General features: G+C 60.8%; 18 protein-coding genes. 7 read left to right on the forward strand and 11 right to left on the reverse strand.

The features are described 5' to 3' along the window. Positions 1-45 precede the first annotated feature (45 nt). From LRS56_26765 to uvrD, 6 genes are all read right to left on the reverse strand, one after another. Positions 46-387, reverse strand: a complete 342-nt coding sequence (locus tag LRS56_26765; GenBank protein ID WDU62312.1) for a TonB-dependent receptor — start codon at positions 385-387, stop codon at positions 46-48. Beyond that, positions 269-3,160 (reverse strand): TonB-dependent receptor, encoded by a 2,892-nt coding sequence (locus tag LRS56_26770; protein WDU62313.1) that lies wholly within the window; start codon positions 3,158-3,160, stop codon positions 269-271. Before LRS56_26770 ends, LRS56_26765 begins: the two co-directional genes overlap by 119 nt. 144 nt (positions 3,161-3,304) lie before the next feature. After that, entirely contained in the window at positions 3,305-4,285 is a 981-nt protein-coding gene (locus LRS56_26775) for a FecR domain-containing protein (protein WDU62314.1), read from the reverse strand. Positions 4,286-4,328: 43 nt separating this feature from the next. Continuing rightward, a complete protein-coding gene (locus LRS56_26780; protein ID WDU62315.1) occupies positions 4,329-4,826 on the reverse strand; it encodes an RNA polymerase sigma factor in 498 nt (165 codons plus the stop codon). A gap of 185 nt (positions 4,827-5,011) precedes the next feature. Then, positions 5,012-5,881 carry a Tim44 domain-containing protein gene (locus tag LRS56_26785; protein WDU62316.1) on the reverse strand — a complete coding sequence of 290 codons (870 nt, stop codon included), beginning with the start codon at positions 5,879-5,881 and terminating at the stop codon, positions 5,012-5,014. A 189-nt stretch (positions 5,882-6,070) separates the two neighbouring features. Further along, a complete protein-coding gene (gene uvrD, locus LRS56_26790; protein WDU62317.1) occupies positions 6,071-8,254 on the reverse strand; it encodes a DNA helicase II in 2,184 nt (727 codons plus the stop codon). A gap of 277 nt (positions 8,255-8,531) precedes the next feature. On the opposite strand from uvrD, the gene LRS56_26795 reads away from it, so the two are divergent. The 3 genes from LRS56_26795 (at position 8,532) to LRS56_26805 (ending at position 12,858) form a co-directional block, all read left to right on the forward strand. After that, positions 8,532-11,405, forward strand: a complete 2,874-nt coding sequence (locus tag LRS56_26795) for an EAL domain-containing protein (GenBank protein ID WDU62318.1) — start codon at positions 8,532-8,534, stop codon at positions 11,403-11,405. Between the two features lie 162 nt (positions 11,406-11,567). Continuing rightward, the gene (gene hexR / locus LRS56_26800) at positions 11,568-12,434 is read left to right on the forward strand and encodes a transcriptional regulator HexR (protein WDU62319.1); all 867 of its coding nucleotides are present in this window, start codon (positions 11,568-11,570) and stop codon (positions 12,432-12,434) included. A gap of 226 nt (positions 12,435-12,660) precedes the next feature. Next, positions 12,661-12,858, forward strand: a complete 198-nt coding sequence (locus LRS56_26805) for a hypothetical protein (GenBank protein ID WDU62320.1) — start codon at positions 12,661-12,663, stop codon at positions 12,856-12,858. Here LRS56_26805 and LRS56_26810 read toward each other — a convergent pair. Beyond that, positions 12,788-13,762 (reverse strand): LysR family transcriptional regulator, encoded by a 975-nt coding sequence (locus LRS56_26810; protein WDU62321.1) that lies wholly within the window; start codon positions 13,760-13,762, stop codon positions 12,788-12,790. The genes LRS56_26805 and LRS56_26810 overlap by 71 nt on opposite strands. 196 nt (positions 13,763-13,958) lie before the next feature. Between LRS56_26810 and LRS56_26815 the strand changes: the two genes are divergently transcribed. Both LRS56_26815 and oadA read left to right on the forward strand, forming a co-directional pair. Beyond that, entirely contained in the window at positions 13,959-15,374 is a 1,416-nt protein-coding gene (locus tag LRS56_26815) for an acetyl-CoA carboxylase biotin carboxylase subunit (GenBank protein ID WDU62322.1), read from the forward strand. Between the two features lie 11 nt (positions 15,375-15,385). Next, a complete protein-coding gene (gene oadA / locus LRS56_26820) occupies positions 15,386-17,194 on the forward strand; it encodes a sodium-extruding oxaloacetate decarboxylase subunit alpha (GenBank protein WDU62323.1) in 1,809 nt (602 codons plus the stop codon). A 65-nt stretch (positions 17,195-17,259) separates the two neighbouring features. Here oadA and LRS56_26825 read toward each other — a convergent pair whose 3' ends face one another. Further along, entirely contained in the window at positions 17,260-18,576 is a 1,317-nt protein-coding gene (locus LRS56_26825; GenBank protein ID WDU62324.1) for an autotransporter outer membrane beta-barrel domain-containing protein, read from the reverse strand. Between the two features lie 284 nt (positions 18,577-18,860). Here LRS56_26825 and LRS56_26830 point away from each other — a divergent pair, with 284 nt between their 5' ends. Both LRS56_26830 and LRS56_26835 read left to right on the forward strand, forming a co-directional pair. Beyond that, positions 18,861-20,207 (forward strand): HipA domain-containing protein, encoded by a 1,347-nt coding sequence (locus LRS56_26830; protein ID WDU62325.1) that lies wholly within the window; start codon positions 18,861-18,863, stop codon positions 20,205-20,207. Then, positions 20,204-20,479 carry a helix-turn-helix transcriptional regulator gene (locus LRS56_26835; GenBank protein WDU62326.1) on the forward strand — a complete coding sequence of 92 codons (276 nt, stop codon included), beginning with the start codon at positions 20,204-20,206 and terminating at the stop codon, positions 20,477-20,479. The genes LRS56_26830 and LRS56_26835 overlap by 4 nt, the downstream gene beginning before the upstream one ends. Before the next feature lie 22 nt (positions 20,480-20,501). Here LRS56_26835 and LRS56_26840 read toward each other — a convergent pair whose 3' ends face one another. From LRS56_26840 to LRS56_26850, 3 genes are read right to left on the reverse strand one after another with little or no spacing between them, the layout of a single operon-like run. Beyond that, complete coding sequence (locus LRS56_26840) at positions 20,502-21,182, reverse strand: GNAT family protein (GenBank protein ID WDU62327.1); 681 nt, start codon at positions 21,180-21,182, stop codon at positions 20,502-20,504. Positions 21,183-21,192: 10 nt separating this feature from the next. Further along, on the reverse strand, positions 21,193-21,639 hold the full coding sequence (locus LRS56_26845; GenBank protein WDU62328.1) for a GNAT family N-acetyltransferase: 447 nt from the start codon (positions 21,637-21,639) through the stop codon (positions 21,193-21,195). Continuing rightward, positions 21,636-22,274: an FMN-binding negative transcriptional regulator gene (locus tag LRS56_26850; GenBank protein WDU62329.1), complete on the reverse strand. Its 639-nt coding sequence runs from the start codon at positions 22,272-22,274 to the stop codon at positions 21,636-21,638. The genes LRS56_26845 and LRS56_26850 overlap by 4 nt, the downstream gene beginning before the upstream one ends. Between the last annotated feature and the right edge of the window lie 82 nt (positions 22,275-22,356).

Here is a 22,356-nt window from a genome sequence, read left to right on the forward strand (position 1 = left end):
AGCTGCTGCCAATTGCTCTTAGCCGCCCATGGTGCACCTCACAAGTTAGAACGTAGTGGTAAAGCCGATTTTCAATGTCCGACCCGGCGCGGGCATTGCCGACCGTGTCAGTGGGTCGATGTAATACAGGTTGCTCAAGTTGGTGCCGGTTAATTCGATGGATGCAGCATCGGTCAACGTGTAATTGATATAGGCGTCGTAGGTGACGATCGTGTCCCAGGACATGGGTGTATTGATGTAATAACTGACCATCGCGCTGTCCGGGTAGTTACTGTAGAACTTGCTCTGGTGCTGACGGTAGTAAATGGCGCGTCCGCCGACTTCCAGTTTGCGATTGAAGAACCGTGCGCCTGCGCCCAGGTTGGCGGACCATTCCGGCTGGGCCATGCTCACCAGAGTAACCGCCCACAAAGCCATCGTCCACACAGTTGGGAGTGCTGCCGTTGGTGCTGATCGCGACAGCCGAGTCTTCGTCACAAACTTTGCTTTTCAGCACATGGGCGATGCTCACGTCGGTAAACACCCGCCCGTTGTCGTAACGCCCCTGGAATTCCACGCCGGAGGTGGTCTGTTTCTCCAAGTTGCTGAAGCGCAACTCCGGGCTGCGTTCAATCACGTTTTTGATGGTGTTGTGGTAATACGTCAGCTTTATATCGGCGCGTTCACTGCCGCCCCAGCCCGCCAGGTTATGAATGTAAGCCGCTTCATAGTTATAGGCATGTTCCGGCTCCAGCCCCCAGGGATTGACCGATGAAGAAAAGCCCAGTGTGCTTTCAAACAGGCTCGGGTAACGAATAGCTTCGCTGTAGCGGAAATACACCCGGCCGTTCTCTGAGGTATAAAAAGTGGCTGACACGTTGGGTGCCCAGTCACTGTCTTTCTGGTGTTTTGCACTCACATCCTTTTGATAACCCGTGTTGTTGCCGGAGGCACTGCACGCAATGATATCTTCACCGGCGTTCAAGCCATTGATGCATGGGTTGTTAGCACGTGAGTACTTTCCTTTTCCGTCACTTGCCCAATTCGCCTGGTGCTGAGTGTCTTCAACCAGCGGGGTGTCTTTTTTGATCTGTTCTATTTCGGCCAGGCGCTGCGCCTCCGGAATGCCGAACATGTCCCAGAAGAACTGGTTACCTGCAACTTTTTGATCGACATTGGCTTGCCACTCGGCGTTGCTCAGGGTTTTTCGGGTGGTGTAACTGACGGTCCTGCCGTTTTCGACGAACTGCGTGGTGACCCCGGTTTTGTCCTGGGTTTCCTTCAGGTAGTCATCAAATGCCCAATACGACGAATACCGTGCCCCTGCCGTGAATTTGGCGAACGTTACCGGCCGCCATTCAAAGTTGAAGTTGTATTCGCGCTCGTCACGACGACCGGCCCGCGGGTTCATGCGCAAGGTGTCGTAGATGATCGGGTCGTAATAATCATCCTTCGAAGCCAATTTCTCATGCTGGTAACTGGCGCCCAGGGTCAGGTCCAGGCTGTCGAGCAGCTTGAGTTTGTTACTGGCGGTCACTCCGGCCCGATCATGTTGAGCATTGGCCACGGCGGTGTTCCTGAATACCGGGTTGGCCGCGCTGGTGGCATTGGGCACGCCGCCGCTTGAGTAGGTGTCGCTTTGGGTATTGGTGGCCCAGAAGTTGGAGTAGAAATCCACCCACGGGTTGTCCTGGGGCTTGAGGTTGTATTCCAGGTTGTAGGCTTTGCTCTGCACATGGCTCAGGGGCCATTGCGGTACGCCGCTGGTTTCGGCGTCGAACGGGTCGCCGGGGCGGAAGAACGAGATGCGTGACGGCATGATCTCGCCGTACAGCGAATCGGTGTCGCGGTAGCCGAACTCCAGGGATTGGTCGTCATCAATCTTGAGTTTGGCCTTGGCCAGCCAGGACTCCATCTTGCTCGATGTGTTGGGCACTTCATCGCCGGGTTTATAGATGTTGGCCAGGTTGGGGATGTAGTCGAACTGGCCATTGATCTGTTTGCCGGTGGAATAGAAACCGGTTTTGTTCTTGCCCGCGTAGTGGTTGCCTTTTTCGCGGTAGGCATAGGCGGCGAGCAGTTCGAATTTTTCCTGTCGGGTGCCGAGAGCCAGGCGATAGGCCGAGTCGTCGCCGGAGATCAGCTGGTTGTCGCGACCGGTGCGCGGGTGCTTGTACAGCGACGGGTCGTAGTAGGAATAGATCGGAATGTACTGGTAGTCGGCTGGCGGGGTTTGCCCGGTCATCAGCGTCGGCAATTTGGGTGACACCGAGTTGTTGCTGCCTTCCATTTTCAGCTCGCCACCGAACGCCTGGCCTTCCTTGAGAATGTCATCCACGTTCAAGGTGTTGGCCACCACCGCACCACCGACGCCGCTGTAGACGTTGCGCTCCAGGTTCGGCCCCTTGAGCACCTTGATGCTGCCGATCAGGTTGGGGTCGATGTAGTTACGGTTGTTGGCGCCCATGTAGCCGCGATACACCGTCAATGCCTGTTCGGTGCCATCGATGGTCAGCGGTACGCGGCCTGGGCCCTGGATGCCGCGCACGTTCGGGTCCAGCGCGCCACTGTTGCGGCCGTCGCCGCTGTAGACGTTGAGCATGCCCTTGAACATGTCGGCGGGGGCGGCGCCTTTGTAGCGTTCGATTTGCTCCTTGCCGGAGTAGACCGAGGAGGTGTCCTGATCGTAGACGTCGTTGTAGCCCCTTTCGTCGCGGGACTCCTTGCCTTCCATGCCGAGCACATAGATGGGCGCCAGATCACCTTGCTGGATGCCGCTGGTGCCCTGTGCGGATTGCACCTGGATCACCGGCCGTTCAGGTGCGCCGACCAGGCTGTAGGAGACGGCTTGGTTGGCCAGCAGTTGCTGCAGCGCCGCGTCCAGGGACAGCCGGCCCTTGACCGGGTTGGCGTTGCGGCCGGTAAGGTCGTTGCTGCCCAGGTAGAGCTCGACACCCGCCTGACGCGCCAGCAGCACCAGGCCCGCATCCAGTGACAAGGCTGGTACATCGAAGTCGTGATAGCCGCCGCGGGTCTGGGCGTGGTTGGCGCTTTGCGCGGTGTTGCTGCGCGCGGGGCTCGGGTCTGCGGCATTGGCGCACAGTGCGAAAACGGCCAACTGAATCCCCAGGCTCAGTCGGGTGCGGTTTATCGCCTTACGCTTCTTGTTGTTCTGTTGCATCTGCACAGCCGGCCTCACTAAAGCAAATAAGAGTTATTCACATGTAGTAGAAACGCAGCAGCAGCGAAAACGCGATAGATCGTTATGATCTATGTATCAGGATTTATATAAATATACAGGCTGGCAGCGGCGTGCCGCCGATCGTCAATAGATCAGCGTCACGCCCGGCAGGTTGAGCAAACGCCCATTGGCTTGGGCCGCCATACGCTTGAGGGCATCGTCGAGGTTGTCCAGGCGCATGACAGCGCTGATACGAACATCGCTCAGCGCATCGCCCTTGACCATCACCAGGCCCGGGCGATAGCGATTGATACGCGCCACGGCATCAGCGAGGCGTTCGCGCAGGAAGACCAGTTGCCCATCCTGCCAGCTGGCCAACTCATCGGGCCGGGTAGTGAGCGGCACAAGGCCGGCTTTGGGGCTGAAGCGCAGGCTGTTGCCTTGCTCCAATTGCGCCGAGCCTGCCGCGTCATCACGTTGCTGGGGCGTCAGATTGATTTCGACCTGGTGCTGCAAAACCCCGACCCAGCCCTCGCGGTCCTGACCTACGCCGACCACGTAGCGTGTACCACGGGCGGTGATATCGGCCCCGGGGGCGCGTACGGTAAACGGGCGTCGTTCCTGTTCGTTGACCGGCGCTGGGGTAAACACGGCCTCGCCCTGGCTGAGGCGCACCAGCCGGGTTTGGTCGTCATAGGCAATGCTCAGCAGGCTGTGGCTGCCCAGCTCTACCCGACTGCCGTCCACCAGCGTGATCTGGCGGGTTTCACCAAAACCGGTGTGGTAGTCGCTGTTCAAGGCTTTCAACCAGAAGGGCGGGGCGAGCCACATCCAGCAGCCCAGTGCCAATGCGGCCACGGCAGCACTGGCAGGCAGCGGCCGGCGAGTCCAGCGGGCACGCGCCGGGCGTTGGGGTTTTACGTAGCCAGTACGGCGCTTGAGCATTGCGGTTGCCTGCCAGGCGCGATCAGCTCGGCCTACGGCGGCGGCATGCCGGGGGTCGGCTGCCTGCCAGCGCCGGAAAGCCTCCAGCTCACGTGGCGAGAGCTGTCCTTGGCGGTGACGCATCACCCAGTCGGCAGCGTTGCGCTCTACCGGGTCGATAGTCTGAGGGGAGTCGTTCACGGTTCTGACTGGTTACCTTCTTGCTTCCTGGAATACCCAAGGCTTAATCCTCTGAGTCGGGATCGAGTGCCTTGCCGATCCTGGCCAGTGCCATCGCCATGTGTTTTTGTACAGAGCTTGTGGATATCCGTAAATAGCGGGCGGTCTCTTTGTGCGTCATGCCTTCGACGCGGCAAAGCATGAAGATATCACGGGTGCGCTCCGGCATCCGTTCCAGCAGGCTTTCCAGTTGCTCCATGGCCAGGGCATCGAAAGCCAGTTCCTCGGGGCCGCTGGCCTCATCCACCAGGGTCGCGAAATACGCCGTGGCGTCGTTATCGAAGCGCTTTTCGCCGTAGCGCCGATGATGATCAATCATGAGGTTGTGCGCTACCCGAAACAGATAGGACGGCGCGCAAAGGATGCGCTCCAGGTTCTCCAACTGGGCGATGCGCAGGAACGTGTCCTGCACCAGATCCGACGCCAGGCTGGGGGAGCATTTCTTGCGCAGCAGGTAACGGTGCAGCGCGGATGCATGTTGATTGAACAGTTTTTCCAGCACGGCGGCACGTTCCTATGCTCGGGCAGAACCGGGAGAGGATGCGAGTATAGTGAGAACCGTTCTCATTAATCCAGCAAAACTGTGCAGCGCTTTTTTGGCCGGCAAAAAAATACCCCGGCTGCGTATTTCCTTTACAGGCAATACACAACCGGGGCTGTTTACAGCACGCTCAAGGCGCCGCGCGGTCAGCCGTTCTGGCGGATACCCGCGACCAGCCAAGGCTGGTTGTCGCCCTGGGCACGTTCCATGTTCCAGCTTTCGCTGAACACTTCGCCCTGGTCGAAACGCGAGGTCTTCGACACGCCGCTGAAGGTCAGGGTGGCGATGGTCTTGTCGGCGCGGTCATCCACACCTTCCAGCTGCACGCGCAGGTCGTCGATGTAGGTCGACTGGAACGCGTCACCAATGTCGGCGCGCTCGCGCTTGAGGAACTCCAGCAGTTGTGGGGTCACGAACTCGGAGATCTTGTCCATTTCGTTGGCGTCCCAGTGCTGCTGCAGGGACTGGAAGTGGCTACGGGCCGCTTCGACGAAACGCTCTTCGTTGAACCAGGCCGGTGCATTGATCACCGGACGTGCGGCGGCAGGCGCTGCCGAACCACCGAAGATCGAACCCATGGCCGGCTTTTGCTCGAACACTTCACGCTGCATCGGCGCGCCGGCTGGAGCCAGGTGCTCCTGCTGCTTGCGGCGACGGGCGGCGATAAAGCGGAAGATCACAAAGGCGATGACCGCCAGGATCAGGATGTCGAAGATCTGCATGCCCTGGAAGCCGCCGCCCATGAACATGGAAGCGAGCAGGCCACCGGCGGCGATACCGGCCAGAGGGCCCAACCAGCGCGAAGCACCGCCGGCCTTGGCAGCGGCGCCAGCAGCACCGGCTGCGCCTGCGGTGGCGGCTGCACCGCCGGCACCGGCGGAGGGGGCCATTTGGCTGGTCTGGTGAGTCGGTGCCGAGCCCATGCTTTTGCCGCCACCGAAGCGTTTGGCGTTGGCGTCGATGCTCATCGTCAGGCCGATGCACAACGCCATGGCGATGCTAAGAAAACGTTTCATAAAGGGAATTCCCATTTGTGGATTGCACGCGCGCCATGTTGCACAGGTGTCGTGACAGTGGCTAGCGGCATAGTGTTTCGGGCTTTTGCGTAAGACCGATTCCGAAGGGTCTGTAGGACTAGTTACAGATATTGGCCCGCCACCTGTAAAAACAAGGGCGGGCCACGATCCTTCATGCAGGAAGATGTATCAGATTGCTTCGAGCTTCGCGTAACCCATCATCAGCCACTTGCTGCCTTCGGCGAAATTCACCTGTACCCGCGCCTGGGCGCCGGCGCCTTCGAAGTTGAGGATCACCCCTTCGCCGAACACCGAATGCCTGACCTGCTGGCCAAGGCTGAACGGGGTTTCCGGAATCTCTGAGCCGGCAAACATAGTGCTGGAGTTCTGCTGCTGGCCCCCGCCGAACGGGCGGCTGACGCTGTTGGACAAGCGCACTTCCTGGATCAGACCCTTCGGCACTTCACGTACGAAACGCGACACCTTGTTGTAGGTCTCGCTGCCGTACAGGCGACGGGTCTCGGCGTAGGTCATCACCAGGTTCTGCATCGCCCGGGTGATGCCCACGTAGGCCAGACGGCGTTCTTCCTCAAGGCGGCCGGGCTCTTCCAGGCTCATCTTGTGCGGGAACAGGCCCTCTTCCATGCCCACCAGGAACACATACGGGAACTCCAGGCCCTTGGCGCTGTGCAAGGTCATCAGCTGGATGCTGTCTTCATGCTCGTCGGCCTGGGTATCGCCGGCTTCCAGCGAGGCATGGCCGAGGAAGGCGGCGAGCGGGGTCAGCTCTTCGTCGTCCTCGGTGTTTTCGAACGCACGGGCGGCGCTGACCAATTCCTCAAGGTTTTCTACTCGGGCCTGGCCTTTCTCGCCTTTTTCCGCTTCGTGATAGGCGATCAGCCCGGACTGTTCGATCACGGTCTGGGTCATCAAATGCAGGGGCATGTCCGCGCACTTGGCCGCCAGGTTCTCGATCAGCTCGACAAACACACCCAACGCCCCGGCCGCACGGCCGGTCAGGCCTTTATTGGCGATGAGCAAGCGCATGGCTTCCCACATCGACACATCGGCGTGGCGGGCGTGGTCGCGAATCGCTTCAACGGTTTTTTCGCCGATGCCACGCGCCGGGATATTGATCACCCGCTCCAGGGCCGCATCGTTGCCACGGCCTTCCAGCAAGCGCAGGTAGGCCATGGCGTTCTTGATCTCCGCACGCTCGAAGAAGCGCTGGCCGCCATAGATGCGGTACGGGATGCGCTCGCGCAGCAAGGCTTCTTCCAGTACCCGCGATTGGGCGTTGGAGCGGTACAAAATCGCGATGTCGCTGCGTGCCAGGCCGGTTTTCAGCGCGCTTTCGATGGTTTCCACCACGTAGCGCGCTTCATCGTGCTCGTTGAACGCGGCGTACAGGTTGATTGCCTCGCCTTCGCCGCCGTCGGTCCACAGTTCTTTGCCCATGCGCCCGGTATTGTTGGCGATCAAGGCGTTGGCAGCCTTGAGAATCCCGGCGGTGGAGCGGTAGTTCTGCTCCAGGCGGATGGTGATCGCGTCCGGGAAGTCGTCGGAATACTGGTAGATGTTCTCGATTTTCGCGCCGCGCCAGCCGTAGATCGACTGGTCGTCATCGCCGACCACCATCAGGCTGTCGCCACCCTTGGCCAACAAACGCAGCCAGGCGTACTGCACGGCGTTGGTGTCCTGGAACTCGTCCACCAGAATGTGCCGGAAGCGCTTCTGGTAATGGGCCAGCAAACCGGGGTTGTCGCGCCACAGGTCGAGGGCACGCAGCAGCAGCTCGGAGAAGTCGATCACCCCGGCGCGCACGCAAGCCGCCTCGTAGGCTTCATAAATGCTGCGCATGGTGGCCAGGAACAGATCACCGCTGGCTTGAATGTGCTGCGGGCGCAGGCCTTCGTCTTTCTGGCCGTTGATAAACCACTGCGCCTGGCGCGCCGGCCAGCGTTGTTCGTCCAGGCCCAGCTCGCGGATCACCCGCTTGACCAGACGTTGCTGGTCGTCGCTGTCGAGAATCTGGAAGGTCTGGCTCAAGCCCGCTTCCTGCCAATGCGCCCGCAACAGGCGGTGCGCCAGGCCGTGGAAGGTGCCCACCCACATACCGGCCGGGCTGATGCCCATCAACTGCTCGATGCGATGGCGCATCTCGGCAGCGGCCTTGTTGGTAAACGTCACCGACAGGATGGAGTGCGGGGACGCGTTCTCGACCTGGATCAACCAGGCGATACGGTGCACCAGCACTCGGGTTTTACCGGAGCCAGCACCGGCCAGGACCAACTGACGGCCAACGGGGGCTGCTACGGCCTGGCGTTGGGCATCGTTGAGGGAGTTCAGCAAAAGGGAGAGATCATCGCGCATCGGCGCATTCTATGGCTCCCGGGGAGTGGGGCAAATCCCAATGCCGGGTGGTCGACGCAAAACGGCGGGATGATCCGGGCCGGGCAAACATTCTGCCGGGGCTGATGACCGGTTGGTCATGGCCCGCAGCCCGCGTAGCGTCTCGCTCAAGCTGTCTGGCGCGGAAGTTTGCGGCCGAAAGTCAGACTGTTTTTATGACTTGGAGCAGTTTGGCCCAAGCGCTCGCTTGTGTATGCTCCGTCGACGTTTCGGGCTCACCATTATAAGAATACTGCCTATGACACTCAGTCCCGACCTGTTCGGCCCCTCGGCGGCGCCCGCGCAGGTTATCCGTAAACACTACGCAACCGAGATGGCGGTCGAGCGCACACGCCTGCTGTATCAAGGCTCGTTGCTGCCTACCTTATTGATGCTGGTCAATGGCCTGGTCTGCGCCTGGCTGCTGTGGAACCCCAAGCAATACCTGTTGGACAGCATCTGGCTGGTCTGGCTGCTGGCCCTGGTGGCGATGCGCGTGATCCAGGTGGCGGCCTTTGACTCGGCGATGCCCAGCCGCCAGGCCCAGCCGATCTGGGGCCGTATGTTCATGCTCGGTTCGGCGGTCAGCGGCCTGACCCTGGCCACCGCCGCCATCGCCCTGGTACCGGTGGACAGCTTTATGCAACAGGCCTGGGTTTTCGGCCTGATCGGCGCCGCGACATTGTCAGCCAGCGTGGCCTATGCCGTGAGCCTGCCGGCGTTCCTGTCCTTTGCCTTACCGTGCCTGGTGCCGGCCATCGTGTATCTGTTCTGGAATGGCGCCCCCCAGCAGCAAGGGTGGGGCGTGCTTGGCCTGATCCTGCTGGGCTCCTTGAGTGTGGTGGCGTGGCAGGTCAACCGCTTGATCCAGCGCGGGCTGTTGCGCCGCTTCCAGAACCAGGCGTTGATAGAGCATCTGCAACAGGCGCAGCAGCGCAGCGAGCAGCTGAATCAGGACCTGGTGCGTGAAGTCGAGCAGCGTCGGCAGGTCGAACAGGAACTGCGCGAAGCCCAGATCGGCCTGCAGGATCGCGTGGCGCAGCGCAGTCAGGAGCTGGACGCCGCCAGCCTGGCCCTGAACAAAAGCGAAGCGCGCCTGGCCATGGCCCTGCAAGCCAGCGAGCTGGGGCTGTGGGACTGGAACCTGCAAACCGACGAAGTCCACCACACCCAACTCAAGGAGCTGTTCGGCCTGGAGCCCGAGTACGTCACGGCGATGCTCAGCCACCTCAAGCCGCGCCTGCACCCCGAGGACCTGCCGTTGCTCAAGCGCGCCCTGGTGGAACACCTCAAGGGGCGCAGCGAGGACTATCAGGTCGAATACCGCGTGCGCCATGGCGATGGCCATTGGGTGTGGATCGAGGACCGTGGCCGTGCCGTGGAGCGTGCGCCCAGCGGGCGAGTCACGCGCATGCTTGGCACGCGCCGCGACATCAGCGCCGGCAAGGCCCTGGAAGAACAGCAGCGCCTGGCCTCGACCGTGTTTGAGGCCGCCAGCGAAGGCATCGTGATTCTTGACCCGGACTATGTGCTGCTCGCCGTCAACCAGGCGTTCAGCCGCGTCACCGGCTTTGAAATCGACGACATGATCGGCCGCAACGTCGTGGAATTGCCCAGCAGCCGTGACGCCCGCCGCCATTTTCCGGTGATCCGCCAGGCGCTGCTCAACCATGGCACCTGGCAGGGCGAGCTGGTGGAAACGCGCAAGAATGGCGAGTTGTACCCGCAGTGGCTGCAACTGAACGTGGTGCGCGATGTTCGGGGAAAAGTCAGCCATATCGTGGGTTTCTTCGCGGATTTGTCGGCACGGCGTGAATCCGAAGAACGCATGCGCTACCTCACTCACTATGACGAATTGACCGGCCTGGCCAACCGCTCGCTGTTCCGCGAACGGCTGCGCGAAGCCCATCAGCGTGTACGCCAAGGCGGGCGCAGCCTGGCGTTGCTGCACATCAATCTCGACCGCTTCAAATTGCTCAACGACAGCCTGGGCCATGAAGTGGCCGACCAGTTGTTGCAGAAAATGGCGCGCCGGTTGATCAACGCCTTGCCGGAAGCCGACACCATTGCGCGGCTGTCCGGTGATGAGTTCGCGGTGCTGTTCGACGCCTATGGCAACCTGTCGAGCCTGGCGCGGGTGTCCACGCGGCTGCTGGCCAAGCTGCGAGTGCCGGTCACGGTGGAGGGGCATGAACTGGTAGTCAGTGCCTCCATGGGGGTCAGCCTGTTGCCGGACAATGCGCGGGAAATTTCCGCGCTGGTCAGCCAATCGAACATCGCCATGCAGCACGCCAAGCACTTGGGCGGGAATAATTTCCAGTTCTACACCGACAGCCTGCAAGCCAGCACCCTGGAGCGCTTGCAACTGGAAAACCACCTGCGTAAAGCCATCGAAGAGCGCCAGCTCTCGGTGTTTTATCAGCCCAAACTGTGCCTGGCCAGCGGCAAGCTGAACGCCGCCGAAGCGCTGATCCGCTGGGAGCATCCGCAGTGGGGCATGGTGCCGCCGGGGGACTTTATCGGCCTGGCCGAAGAGACCGGCCTGATCGTGCCGCTGGGTGAGTTCGTGCTGCGCCAGGCCTGCTGGCAGGCGTGCGAATGGCAGCGCCAGGGGCTGGCGCCGATCCGTGTGTCGGTGAACCTCTCGGTGCACCAGTTGCGCCAGGGCAAGCTGGTCAGCCTGGTGCGCCAGGTGTTGGAAGAAACCGGCCTGGACCCGCAGTACCTGGAGCTGGAACTGACCGAGAGCCAGTTGCTCGACAGCGTTGAGCACATCATCGCCACCTTCCAGCAGTTGCGCGACCTGGGGGTGAAGCTGGCCATCGACGACTTTGGCACCGGCTATTCGTCCCTCAGTTACCTCAAGCGCATCCCCGTGGACTACGTGAAGATCGACCAGACCTTCATCCGGGGCCTCGGCCAGGGGCGCGAGGACGCGGCGATTACCCGGGCGATCATCGCCATGGCCCATGGGTTGGCGCTCAGAGTAGTGGCCGAAGGCGTGGAAGATCAGCAGCAGCTGGATTTCCTGCGCGCAGAACGCTGCGATGAGGTGCAGGGTTACCTGATCAGCCGGCCAATGGCGGCCGAGGGGCTGGCAGATTTGTTACGGAAAAATGCAGAATTTCCTTAAAAACGCGCCTTCAGCCCCTATGGCTACAACTGCGCCGCCCTTAGATTCAAAGGCGGGCAGGGCGATTTAGTGATGCATCGGGCGGGCAAAACGGCAATTCTTGTAGTATAACTACAAGCTTGCTACATCCCTGGCACCTGCCAATAACAAGAGTCCTGCCCTTTGAACCTGTTGCAACATATCGCCCAGTCGCGCCACCTGTTACGCAAATCGGAACTCAAGGTTGCCGATCATGTGCTGCTTGACCCTGCGGCTGTGATGCACAGTTCCATGGCCGACCTGGCCCACAGCGTGGGCATCAGTGAGCCGACCATCGTGCGCTTCTGTCGCGCCATCGGCTGCTCCGGTTTCCAGGACTTGAAACTCAAACTGGCCCAGAGCCTGGCGGCCGGCGCGAGCTTCGGGCAGTTTGCGATTCACGAAGATGATTCCGTCGCCGACTACAGCCTGAAAATCTTCGACACCACCTTGCACACCCTTATGGAAGTGCGCGAGAAACTCGACCCGGTGGAGCTGCAAAAGGCCGTGACGGCCATGTCCCAGGCCCAGCGCGTGGAGTTCTACGGCTTCGGCGCTTCCGGCGCGGTGGCAGCTGATGCGCAGCACAAATTCTTCCGCCTGCTGCTGACCGCAGCGGCCTACAGCGACCCGCACATGCAGGCCATGTCGGCGGTGACCTTGAAGCCTACCGACGTGGCGATCTGCATTTCCCAGTCGGGCCGCTCCAAAGACCTGCTGATCACCGCCAACCTGGTGCGTGAAAGCGGCGCGACCCTGATCACCCTGTGCCCAAGCCAGACGCCATTGGCCGAGCTGTCCACGGTCAACCTGGCGATCGATGTGCATGAAGACACCGAGATCTACACCCCGCTGACCTCGCGCATCGCCCACCTGGTGGTGATCGACGTGCTGGCGATGGGCGTGGCGATGGCGCGTGGGCCGAGCCTGGTCAACCACCTCAAGAGTGTGAAGCGCAGCTTGCGCAGCCTGCGGTTGTCGCCCAAGTCCGTCAAAGCCCTCGACGACTGAATCAAGACCGCGCTCGGTCAAACATGTGGGAGCTGGCTTGCCTGCGATAGCGGTGGGTCAGCTAACGAATATGGCAACTGATAGACCGTTATCGCAGGCAAGCCAGCTCCCACATTTGAATTTCATGCCTATCCAGAATATTCATCGTCCTGTAACCCCCACGCCGCCAAACCGTCATCCCCCAGGGCCATCCTTAACTCCCCGTACTCGCATTGGGAGACTCCAAATGGCCCGGCCCTACGAAGACAGCAACAGCTCCGTCAAGACCCGTCGTCAGCAGGAAGACCAACGCCGCATGGCGTTCCGTCGCGCAATCGAAGACCGTTGTGATGAGCGCCAACTGCTCCAGAGCATCACGGACTACCCGGAACTCCACTGGCAGGCACCCTTGGCTGCCCAGCGAAGCGCTCAGCCAACGCGCTGATCTGCACCCGTTCGCTGCGGATAAAGCCCAGGAACGCATGGGCCACCGGTGACAGGCGCTTCGCCTTGGCTTGCACCAGGCACCAACTGCGGTACAGCGGCAGCTCTTCCACCGGCAGCTCCTTGAGCCCGCCGGTGGCCAATTCCATGTTGACGGCGTGGCGCGTCAGCAAGGCCACGCCCAACCCGGCGCACACGCACTCACGCTGCGCCTCGGCCGAGGCCACTTCCACCGTCTGGTTGAAGTGCACGCGCTTTTCCTTGAAGTACTCTTCGCACGCCATCCGCGTCCCCGAGCCCGGTTCGCGCAGCAGCAGCGTGTAGGGTTCCAGGTCCTGCAGGCGCAGCGGGCCTTGGTGGCTCAGCGGGTGATCGGCCGGCGCCACGGCCACAATCGGGTTATTCAGGAACGGCAGAAACTCCAGGCCCATGTCCTGGGGCACCATGGACATGATCACCAAGTCATCGCGGTTGTCCGAAAGGCGGCGGATCACCTGGGCGCGGTTGACCACCGTCAGGTGCAACTGCACCTCCGGATGCTGGCGCTTGAAGGCGGCAAACAGGTGCGGCACGAAGTATTTGGCGCTGGATTCCACCGCCAGTTTCAGCTGGCCCTGCAACGAGCCCTGCATGTCCGACAGCTGCATATCGAGGTTTTCCAGGCGCCCGAAAATATCCCGGCTGGCCCGTTGCAGGGCTTCGGCGGCTTCGGTCATGTAGAGCTTTTTGCCGACGTAATCGAACAATGGCTGACCGATCAGCTCTTCCAGCTGACGGATTTGTAGGCTAACTGCCGGTTGCGTGAGGGACATTTCCTCGGCTGCACGGCTATAGGAGCGCAAATCACACACTTCATTGAAGATCTGCAACTGACGCAATGTCATACGCATCAATGACTTACGCATTAAGTAACTTCCCCGGCCAACCTCTGATGCGCTGACTATAAGTCTTTACTTATACACAGCCCAATAATTATTGATTTTTGTTAATCCCTGTTGGGGCTTAGTGTGTGTCTCGCGACTGTCATGAAACATTTGGTCACGCGCCGACCCGGATGCAAAGGGTCGAAGAACGCAGCAATCGGCTCAAGGGAATTTCCAAGTGATAAAAAAGATCCTGATCGCCAACCGTGGTGAAATTGCCGTACGAATCGTGCGTGCCTGCGCCGAGATGGGCATTCGCTCGGTCGCGGTCTATTCCGACGCCGACCGCCACGCGTTGCACGTCAAACGTGCCGACGAAGCCCACAGCATCGGTGCCGAGCCCCTGGCCGGTTACCTGAACCCGCGCAAGCTGGTGAACCTGGCGGTGGAAACCGGTTGTGATGCTCTGCACCCCGGCTACGGTTTCCTCTCGGAAAACGCCGAATTGGCGGACATCTGCGCCGAACGCGGGATTAAATTCATCGGCCCGTCGGCCGAAGTGATCCGCCGCATGGGCGACAAGACCGAAGCGCGCCGCAGCATGATCAAGGCCGGTGTGCCGGTCACGCCAGGCACCGAAGGCAACGTAGCCGACATCGCCGAGGCGCTGACCGAAGGCGACCGCATCGGTTACCCAGTGATGCTCAAGGCCACCTCCGGTGGTGGTGGTCGGGGTATCCGTCGTTGCAACAGTCGCGAAGAACTTGAACAAGCCTTCCCCCGCGTGATTTCCGAAGCCACCAAGGCGTTCGGGTCGGCGGAAGTGTTCCTGGAAAAGTGCATCGTCAACCCCAAGCACATCGAGGCGCAGATCCTCGGCGACAGCTTTGGCAACGTGGTGCATCTGTTCGAGCGTGATTGCTCGATCCAGCGCCGTAACCAGAAGCTGATCGAAATTGCCCCCAGCCCGCAGTTGACCCCTGAACAGCGCGCCTACATCGGCGACCTGTCGGTGCGTGCGGCCAAGGCCGTGGGCTACGAGAACGCCGGCACCGTGGAGTTCCTGCTCGCCGAGGGCGAGGTGTACTTCATGGAGATGAATACCCGGGTGCAGGTGGAGCACACCATCACCGAGGAAATCACCGGGATCGACATCGTCCGCGAGCAGATCCGCATCGCGTCCGGCCTGCCGCTGTCGGTGAAACAGGAAGACATCCAGCACCGTGGTTTTGCGTTGCAGTTCCGCATCAACGCCGAAGACCCGAAGAACAACTTCCTGCCCAGCTTCGGCAAGATCACCCGTTATTACGCGCCCGGCGGCCCCGGCGTGCGTACCGACACGGCAATCTACACCGGCTACACCATCCCGCCGTTCTACGACTCCATGTGCCTGAAACTGGTGGTGTGGGCGTTGACCTGGGAAGAAGCCATGGACCGCGGCCTGCGTGCCCTGGACGACATGCGCCTGCAAGGCGTGAAGACCACCGCCGCCTATTACCAGGAAATCCTGCGCAACCCGGAATTCCGCAGTGGCCAGTTCAATACAAGCTTTGTGGAAAGCCACCCTGAGCTGACCAACTACTCGATCAAGCGCAAACCCGAAGAGCTGGCCCTGGCCATCGCCGCCGCCATCGCCGCCCACGCAGGCCTGTGAGGAATACAACAATGTCCAAGAAAATCTTTGTAACCGACACCATCCTGCGCGACGCTCACCAATCGTTGCTGGCCACCCGCATGCGCACCGACGACATGCTGCCGATCTGCGACAAGCTCGACAAAGTCGGCTACTGGTCCCTGGAAGTCTGGGGCGGCGCGACCTTCGACGCCTGCGTACGCTTTTTGAAAGAAGACCCGTGGGAGCGCCTGCGCAAACTGCGCGCCGCGTTGCCCAACACGCGCCTGCAAATGCTGCTGCGCGGCCAGAACCTGCTGGGCTACCGCCACTACAGCGACGATGTGGTCAAAGCCTTCGTCGCCAAGGCTGCCGTGAATGGCATCGACGTGTTCCGCATCTTCGATGCCATGAACGACGTGCGTAACCTGCGTGTGGCCATCGAGGCGGTGAAAGCCGCCGGCAAACATGCCCAGGGCACCATCGCCTACACCACCAGCCCGGTGCACACCGTCGAGGCGTTCGTGGCTCAGGCCAAGCAGTTGGAATCCATGGGTTGCGACTCGATTGCGATCAAGGACATGGCCGGCCTGCTGACCCCGTACGCCACCGGTGAGCTGGTCAAGGCGTTGAAAGCCGAGCAGAGCCTGCCGATCTTTATCCACTCCCACGACACCGCCGGCCTGGCCGCGATGTGCCAACTCAAGGCCATCGAAAACGGTGCCGACCATATCGACACCGCTATCTCCAGTTTCGCCTGGGGCACCAGCCACCCGGGTACCGAATCGATGGTCGCCGCCCTTAAAGGCAGCGAATTCGATACCGGCCTGAGCCTGGAGTTGCTGCAAGAAATTGGCCTGTACTTCTACGCCGTGCGTAAGAAATACCACCAGTTCGAAAGCGAATTCACCGCCGTCGACACCCGCGTGCAAGTCAACCAGGTACCGGGTGGGATGATTTCCAACCTGGCCAACCAGCTCAAGGAGCAGGGCGCACTCAACCGCATGAGCGAAGTGCTGGCCGAAATCCCACGGGTGCGTGAAGACCTCGGCTTCCCGCCGCTGGTCACCCCGACCTCGCAGATTGTCGGCACCCAGGCGTTCTTCAACGTGCTGGCCGGTGAGCGCTACAAAACCATCACCAACGAAGTGAAGCTCTACCTGCAAGGCGGCTACGGCAAGGCGCCGGGCACCGTGAACGAGAAGCTGCGTCGCCAGGCCATCGGCAGCGAAGAGGTGATCGACGTACGCCCGGCGGATCTGCTCAAGCCGGAAATGACCAAGCTGCGCGGCGAAATCGGCGCGTTGGCCAAGTCTGAAGAAGACGTGCTGACCTACGCCATGTTCCCGGACATCGGGCGCAAGTTCCTCGAAGAGCGTGACGCCGGCACCCTGGCCCCCGAAGTGCTGCTGCCGATTCCTGAAGCCGGCGGCGTTGCGCGTGCCGGTGGCGAAGGCGTGCCGACCGAGTTCGTCATCGACGTGCACGGCGAAAGCTACCGCGTGGACATCACCGGTGTCGGCGTGAAAGCCGAAGGCAAGCGCCACTTCTACCTGTCCATCGACGGCATGCCGGAAGAAGTGGTGTTCGAACCGCTCAACGAGTTTGTCAGCAGCGGCGGCAGCAAGCGCAAGCACGCTACCGAGCCAGGCCATGTCAGCACGGCGATGCCGGGCAACATTGTCGACGTGCTGGTCAAGGCAGGCGATGTGGTCAAGGCCGGTCAGGCTGTGCTGATTACCGAAGCCATGAAGATGGAAACCGAAGTGCAGGCAGCGATTGCCGGCAAGGTGACCGCCGTGCATGTGGCCAAGGGCGACCGGGTAAACCCTGGCGAAATCCTGATTGAAATCGAAGGCTGATCCAGCCTTCGACACTACCGTTTAATCCTCGGGGGGCAGGTGCCCCCTTTTTTTGCCTGCAATAATCAGAAGGCCAGTGTCCAGTTGCCCATCAGGCCCTGGTTCAGGCTGTGGCTGCCGGCCTCGACGGTGTAGGTCAGGCCTACGCTGTGTTGGGCCGACAGTGCCAGATCGAGCCCGGTGCGCAAGGCCAGGCTGTCACGGTCCAATGAGCTGCCCTGGATGCTGAAGTCACTGTTGAAACCCGGCCTTTTCACCCAGGCGGAGGATTGGCGCAGGCTGCTGGCGACGTCGCCGTAGAGGTGCTTCCAGCTTGTGCTCAGGTGCGGTTTGAGGGTCATCCGGTTGCCCAGCTCATAGGCGCTGGCCAGGCGCAAACCGAAGGTGCTGCTGAGGTTTTCCTGGGTTTGGGCGCCGACGTTCAGCGCGCTAAACCCGCCTTTTTCCTGGTAACGGTCGCGCTGATAGCGCTGGTAGCCGATACCGGCGAACGGCTCGACACCGAGGTTGGCGATGTTCAACTGGTAACCCAGCTCGGCGAATGCATGCTGGCTCTGGGCGCTATGTTTGCCGCTTGCCTGTGCGCGGTAATCCATAAAGTCGACGTTCACGCTGCGTTTGGTTTGGCCGGCATGGCTGCTGTGGATCGCCCCGAGGCGCAAGGCCAGCGGCCCATCCTGGCGCATGGCGTACGCGCCCAGGTGCCAGCTGTCCAGCTCACCCTTGAAGCGGTCAGCGCTCAGGTTGCTGGTGGACTTGGCACCCATCACACCGATCCGCCAGGCCTGGTCCACCGCCCAGTCGCTGCCCAGCATCAGGCCCTGGGTACGCTGCTGCTGGGCCAGGCTGCCGGTCTGTGCGTCAAGGTTGCCGCTGCTGCCCAGCACCTGGAACCAGACGCGGCCACCGTCGGTGTTATCGCTCAGGTTGCGGTTGTCGCTTTGCTGACGCATGACCGCAAGCAGGTTGCTGTTGATTTGCTTCAGGCTGTTTTGCGTGGCGGTGCCCAAGTTGGCGTTCTGGCTGCCGGCCAGTTGCTCAAGCACCGCGCCAAGGCGGCCCGGGGCCAGCGCGCTCAGCTCGCGCCCATAGTTTTCAAGTTGGTATTCCTGCCATTCACTGAGTTCTCCCGACTCAAGGAGAGTATCTACGGCCACGTCCAGCACGTGAGCGACCTGCCGGCCGTTAGGGGTGGTCGCGTGTTCGGAGAAATAGAAGTCAAGAGCAGCGGGAGGCGGTTTGGCTGGCTCGGGGCGCACGATCACGGGTGGCGAGGTGAGCCACTCGCTATTGGGTTCCAGGTCCTCAAGTGCCTGGGCATATTGGATGCTGGCTGCGCCCAACACGAAGGCGACTACAAATTGATTTGGTAAAAATGGCATACGGTCCCAACCTCTTTAATTGTGAGGTCGGGAATTTAGGTGAGGAGGCGGGGTGATAAATGTCAGGGGTTTCACCCCTTGTTCGCGGGAGATGTCTCTAGTACGCGACGATTAAAATTCATCTACGGGTATGAGGGGCTGAGAGCCGTCTGCATTTTATTGCGTTTATGCGGTCTCTTCTGTCACGCATATGCATTTTATTGCGTTTTATAAGGCTGCGACGATCATATTTATGCACTATATTGCATTCAGATTAGCCTCAGCTGATATGCAGGTGCATTAAAATGCAGATGGACACACCTTTCAAACTCACGATCCAAGTTTTCAGCTCGAACCATTGGCAGGATGCGATGACCCTGGAGTTCGCCGAGCCGCAAAACGGCTTCGACGGCCCCTGCCGTTTCGGCTACGAGTCTGCCTATCTGGTCAGTCATTACGACCAGGTCGAAACGGTGTTCGCCAAGGCTGTCAGTACAAGAGTTCCGTTGAACTGGGACCAGGGGGCGCCGGGAAAAGCGCCTGCATTCCTGTATGACATCGCACCCGCTGGGGCTGCAAAGCGCTTCCTTATGGATCGTATCGGGCGGGAAAAACCGGAGGGTATCAGAGATGATCTATTTCTACTGGCACGCAGTACGCCCGCGCCGGTCGGTCACATGCGTATTAAAGAATCCGTCCACACGGAGGAAGGGCGGCCAGCTGTAGGGTTCGAGCGCCACGAGGTGGTGGAGCGTGACAACCGTTTTCTCGAATACGCCTACGAAGAGGGTGCGGCGATTGGCGGTGCGACGGGTGCGGGCGGGGAGGCGCCCAAGTTGTTACTTGCGCAGAGTCATGAGGGGCTTCTGTATCCGGACGCGGTATTGAACGATGAGCAAGTCAGTCAGCACTGGTTTATCAAGTTTTCCCGCAATAAAGCCCGGCAGAGGGACCGAGATATTCTCAGGAGCGAGTATCACTACTACAGGGCATTGCAGGCCCTGGGGATCGATACCGTCGCCGCCGAAGGTTTGGCGCTTGAGGACCATGAGGGGCTTAAACCCAGCCTCTGGATGCACCGTTTTGACCGTAATGTGAGTGACCAAGGTGTCGAGCGTTTTGCGGTCGAATCGATTTACTCGTTGTCAGGCATAGCGTTTGCCACTGGGGCTATGGGCCATTTGGAAGCGCTGGAGAGGCTTGTCGGTTTCTGGAAGCAAGCTGGCCAGGATGATCAAGTGGCCGATTTGATAGCGGACTATCTGCGCCGCGATTTGCTGAACAAGATTCTGGGCAATACAGACAATCATGGACGCAATACTTCGATCATCCGTGGGGACAGTAGCCTGCGCCTGGCACCCATTTATGATATGGCGCCCATGATCATGGATGATGAAGGCATCAGCCGTACGACGAAGTGGCCACGTGCTTTGGAGCTGGCGGGTGATATCGACTGGCGTGGTGTCTGCAATGCGCTTTCCCCGTTCATAGACCCGGAGCAGGCCTTTGAGCGTATTCGGCAAGACGCCGAACACCTGCGAGCCCTGCCGGATATTTTGGTTGCCAGTGGTTTACCGGAGGTCACCCTGAACCATCCACGCATAGCGCTACGCGATCTTGACCAGCGCTTGAGAAGCTGGGGGCTGAGATGAGCTTGTCGATTGATCAGCGTGCACGCGTCATTGAGAGCATCGAACAAGGGTTGGCTGATGGCTCGCTTGGGATCGGCGAAGCCGTACGCCGCCTGCGAAATGAAGTCACCGGACTGCACCAGAGCCAGTTCGCCAGGATGTGCAAAATTTCGGTGCGCACCCTGGTGCATATCGAACACGGCGAAGGCAATCAGACCCTTAAGTCGTTGAACGCCGTGTTCAGGCCATTTGGGTTGACGATGGGGGTGGTGAAACTTCGCCGCAGCCTGTAGGCCAGCGGCGCTGTTCAGACAGTTAAAGCACCTGCTCGCGACACTCCGCCAGGCCCTTCAACTGGCCGGAGCCCGTCTGGTTGGCATCCGATAACCAGGCCTCAAACCCCGCGGCGACTGTCGGCCATTCGCCATCCAGGATCGAATACCACGCCGTATCGCGGTTCTGCCCCTTGACCACCATGTGCTGGCGAAACACCCCTTCAAAACTGAAACCCAGCCGCTCCGCCGCGTATTTGGAGCGGGCATTGGCGTTGTTGCACTTCCATTCCAGGCGGCGGTAGCCCTGTTCGAACGCGTGCCTGGCCAGCAGGTACACCGCTTCGGTGCTTTTGGGTGAGCGCTGCATCGGCGCACCGAAGGTGACGTGGCCGATTTCGATGCGCCCCTGCGCCGGGACGATCGACATCAGGCTGAGGATGCCCTGGACCTGGCCGCTGGCGCGATCGACCACGCTGAAAAAGTACGGGTCGGCACTGGCGGCGTGGTTGTTCAGCCATGCATCGAACGCGGCGCGCTCGGGAAACGGGCCATAGGGCAAATAGTCCCACAGCTTGGGGTCGGCGCCGGGGCCTTCGAGGGCTTGCCACAGTTGATCGGCGTGGCGGGCCGGGTCGAGTTTTTCCAGGCGGATAAAGCGCCCTTCGAGCAGTTGTACCGTGGGCGCCGGGGCGCCTTTCCAGTCGGCGAGGGAAGTGGGCATGCTGCGCTCCTTAAAGGCCTTTGCGAAATTGAATGAGACCTGGGCGTTCGGCGATGCGTTCATAGAGTTGAATCGCGGTGGCGTTGGTCTCGTGGGTCAACCAGTGCACCTTGCAGCAACCGTCGGCCTTGGCGGTGGTGTAGACGAACTCGATCAGTTTGCGGCCGACGCCGGTGCCGCGCTGGGCCGGGTCCACCAGCAGGTCCTGCAGGTAGCAGGAGTTCTCGATGCTCCAGTTGGAGCGGTGGTAGATGAAGTTGACCATGCCCACCGCCTTGCCGTCCTGCCAGGCCAGCGCGGAATGGGTCGGCTCCTGGGGATCGATCAGGCGCTGCCAGGTGCTTTGGCTCACGGCGTCAGGCAGTTCGGTGTTGTAAAACCTCAGGTAGGCCTGCCACAGGGGCAGCCAGGCGGCGTGGTCGCCGGCGGTGACCTGGCGGATGTCGATTTGGCTCATTCTGAGACTCCTTGGGGAATAAAGCGGGCGAGGGTCTGGTCGCGCACGTCGATGCTGGCGGCCAGGCCGTCGCGCACACCGGCGATGTCTTCGGCGCTGCGGTTCTGGCTGAGTTTGCGTTTGCCGATCAGGCGCTCGATGGGCAGGGCAAAGCCGACGATGGCCTTGAGCATGCCGTCAATGTAGTCGGCGGGGGCGTCGCTGACTTTCCAGGGCTGGGCGCGGCCGCCTTCGTGGCGATCGGTGAGGGCGCTGACCAGCGTCAGCAGGCGTTCGGCGTCGGTAAACACGCAGGCTTTGCCGTAGGCGTGCACCGCCAGGTAATTCCAGGTTGGCACCACTTTGCCGTGCTCGGCCTTGGCCGGGTAAAACGCCGGGCTGATGTAAGCCTCGGCACCGGCAAAAATTACCAGGGCTTCGCTGCCATTCTGCAGGTCCTGCCACTGACGGTTGGCTTTAGCCATGTGCCCGTACAGCGTGCCGTTAGGGCCTTCATCGGGGTTGAGCAGCAGCGGCAAGTGACTGGCTTGCAGACCGTGTTCACCAACGGTCACCAACTGCGCCAGGCGCGTGTGCTGGATCAGTTGCTGGATTTCGGGCAAATCGTCGAGAGCAAAAGCGCGAGGTGTGTACATGAAGATTTTCCTTGGCGAATGCCTGCATCCTAGGCAGGCTAATGGTTCGTTGTAAGAGCCATCTACAGCCAATTTTATAGGT

Origin of the sequence: Pseudomonas poae (assembly GCA_028869255.1) — a bacterium.
Classification (GTDB): domain Bacteria; phylum Pseudomonadota; class Gammaproteobacteria; order Pseudomonadales; family Pseudomonadaceae; genus Aquipseudomonas; species Aquipseudomonas poae_C.

Bases quoted from the DNA above. Each gene is read 5' to 3' on its own strand.
- LRS56_26765 (WDU62312.1), bottom strand. From the start codon at position 387: ATGGCCCAGCCGGAATGGTCCGCCAACCTGGGCGCAGGCGCACGGTTC.
- LRS56_26770 (WDU62313.1), bottom strand. From the start codon at position 3,160: ATGCAACAGAACAACAAGAAGCGTAAGGCGATAAACCGCACCCGACTG.
- LRS56_26785 (WDU62316.1), bottom strand. From the start codon at position 5,881: ATGAAACGTTTTCTTAGCATCGCCATGGCGTTGTGCATCGGCCTGACG.
- uvrD (WDU62317.1), bottom strand. From the start codon at position 8,254: ATGCGCGATGATCTCTCCCTTTTGCTGAACTCCCTCAACGATGCCCAA.
- LRS56_26795 (WDU62318.1), top strand. From the start codon at position 8,532: ATGACACTCAGTCCCGACCTGTTCGGCCCCTCGGCGGCGCCCGCGCAG.
- LRS56_26805 (WDU62320.1), top strand. From the start codon at position 12,661: ATGGCCCGGCCCTACGAAGACAGCAACAGCTCCGTCAAGACCCGTCGT.
- LRS56_26810 (WDU62321.1), bottom strand. From the start codon at position 13,762: ATGCGTAAGTCATTGATGCGTATGACATTGCGTCAGTTGCAGATCTTC.
- oadA (WDU62323.1), top strand. From the start codon at position 15,386: ATGTCCAAGAAAATCTTTGTAACCGACACCATCCTGCGCGACGCTCAC.
- LRS56_26825 (WDU62324.1), bottom strand. From the start codon at position 18,576: ATGCCATTTTTACCAAATCAATTTGTAGTCGCCTTCGTGTTGGGCGCA.
- LRS56_26830 (WDU62325.1), top strand. From the start codon at position 18,861: ATGCAGATGGACACACCTTTCAAACTCACGATCCAAGTTTTCAGCTCG.
- LRS56_26835 (WDU62326.1), top strand. From the start codon at position 20,204: ATGAGCTTGTCGATTGATCAGCGTGCACGCGTCATTGAGAGCATCGAA.
- LRS56_26840 (WDU62327.1), bottom strand. From the start codon at position 21,182: ATGCCCACTTCCCTCGCCGACTGGAAAGGCGCCCCGGCGCCCACGGTA.
- LRS56_26845 (WDU62328.1), bottom strand. From the start codon at position 21,639: ATGAGCCAAATCGACATCCGCCAGGTCACCGCCGGCGACCACGCCGCC.
- LRS56_26850 (WDU62329.1), bottom strand. From the start codon at position 22,274: ATGTACACACCTCGCGCTTTTGCTCTCGACGATTTGCCCGAAATCCAG.